Here is a 1,832-nt window from a genome sequence, read left to right as displayed (position 1 = left end):
GCCTCTTAGTGCGGTCGCGATCGCCTCCACAACCAAATACACAAATCATCCGACCGGGAATAAAAGGTCGTGCTGCTTTTAATAAATTCTCTAAACTATCGGGAGTATGAGCATAGTCAACTATGACACTGACATCTTGCTCATTACTAACCTGTACCTTTTCCATCCTACCAGGAACCCCAGGAAATTCTGATAACTGAGCAACCACCATCGCCAAATCTAAACCTAAATGTAAAGCTGTTCCCACTGCTGCCAACATATTAGATAAATTATACTGCCCTACCAAGGGCAAACTAAAAGGAATTTCACCTTGAGGAGTATGCAGAATTCCTTTAACTCCAGTGGGTTGATATTCCAAATTTGAAGCCCATAAATCGGCAGAAGTATTGCTAGTGCTATAACTCCAAACTTGATCCGGTTTCATTCTGGCAATTAACTTTTGGCCGTAGGGATCGTCAGCATTAACTATAGCGCGACCTTTGAGATAGTCTGAGCTAAACAACAACGCTTTTGCTTCAAAGTAATCATCCATATCTTTGTGATAGTCGAGATGATCTTGAGTCAAATTGGTAAATACTGCCACCTCAAAACTACAACCCCAAACTCGCTTTTGATGTAGAGAGTGGGAACTAACTTCCATAACTCCATATTTGCTACCTGCTGCTACTGCTTGCGCCAGTTGTTTTTGCAGTTTCACCGGAAAAGGTGTGGTATAAGCTGCTGTTTCCTCAAAACCAGGCCAACGAGCGTAGAGGGTGCCGAATAAAGCAGTTGGTAATTGAGCCTTATTGAGGAGAAATTCTACTAAGTGGGTGGTGGTTGTTTTGCCGTTAGTGCCAGTAATACCTACCATCTTCATTTTTTGCCCTGGATAGTCATAGAATGCTGTAGCAACTTCCGGACAAGTTTGAGTCATGTCGGCAACTGGGATAACACATTCATTTTTGGCCTGATGTTTTTGAGCTGCTTGTTGAGATACTAGAGCTGCTACTGCACCATTAGCGATCGCGCTTTCCCAAAATTCTCCTCCATCGACACGGGTACCTGGCATTCCTAAAAATAAATCCCCTGTTTGGCAAGCATGAGAATTTGTGGCTAAACCTGTAATTTCTGTCTCTAATGCAGGATGATTATTGGCAAGGGAAATACTGGGAACTTTTGCTAATAATTCTCTCAATTTCATGTTAGGAATTCCTATAGTTTTTTGCTAAGATTTAGGTTCTTTTACCAACAGGATTTTTTGGTTATCTATATCACAAGTTTACAGAATAATTAAGGTATAAAGCCTCTCATTTCAAGGAGAAAAAATCTTCCTTTTAGTCAGTCCTCTTCTTTTCAATGAGAGGTAATTATTAATTATTAATTATTCATTATTCATTGTTGAAAGATATTTTTGTAACATTTGCTGCAATTTTCTCACTGACATTCTGGGAGAGGGACGTGGTATGAATTGTTCATTTGTGGTATCCGCTTCGCAGACGGAAAGCACGGGTACTTCATATTGATAAGCCGCAAACCAATCATCCCGGGTGGTAATGTCTCTAATCTCTAAGTCGAATTTACAGGGGTTTTCAGAGTCTTTCAGTATTTCTTCGAGTTTTTCTTGGAGTCCTTCGCAAAGATGGCAACCTGGTTTACTGTATAAAATTAGGTTCATAGTTTAAATTAAATTCTTTGGTTTATATCAAATCTGCTTGAATACTTATTATATAGTTGGGAGTAGGGGAGTAAAGCTTTAAACTCAGACAAAACAAGATTTTTCCTTCTTCCCTCTTCCCTCTTCCTTCTTCCTTCTTCCCTCTTCCTTTTATATAGTTGGGAGTAGGGGAGTA

General features: G+C 39.8%; 2 protein-coding genes. Both read right to left on the bottom strand.

Features of this window, described 5'->3' with window-relative positions:
• On the bottom strand, window positions 1-1,183 hold a 1,183-nt coding region (locus F6K54_RS37495; protein ID WP_293089082.1), incomplete at its 3' end, for a UDP-N-acetylmuramoyl-L-alanyl-D-glutamate--2,6-diaminopimelate ligase.
• A gap of 180 nt (window positions 1,184-1,363) precedes the next feature.
• Complete coding sequence (locus F6K54_RS37490) at window positions 1,364-1,657, bottom strand: glutaredoxin family protein (protein ID WP_293089081.1); 294 nt, start codon at window positions 1,655-1,657, stop codon at window positions 1,364-1,366.
• Window positions 1,658-1,832 lie beyond the last annotated feature (175 nt).

Source organism: Okeania sp. SIO3B5, assembly GCF_010692555.1.
Lineage (GTDB): Bacteria > Cyanobacteriota > Cyanobacteriia > Cyanobacteriales > Microcoleaceae > Okeania.
This window is presented reverse-complemented; position numbering and strand designations above follow the sequence as displayed.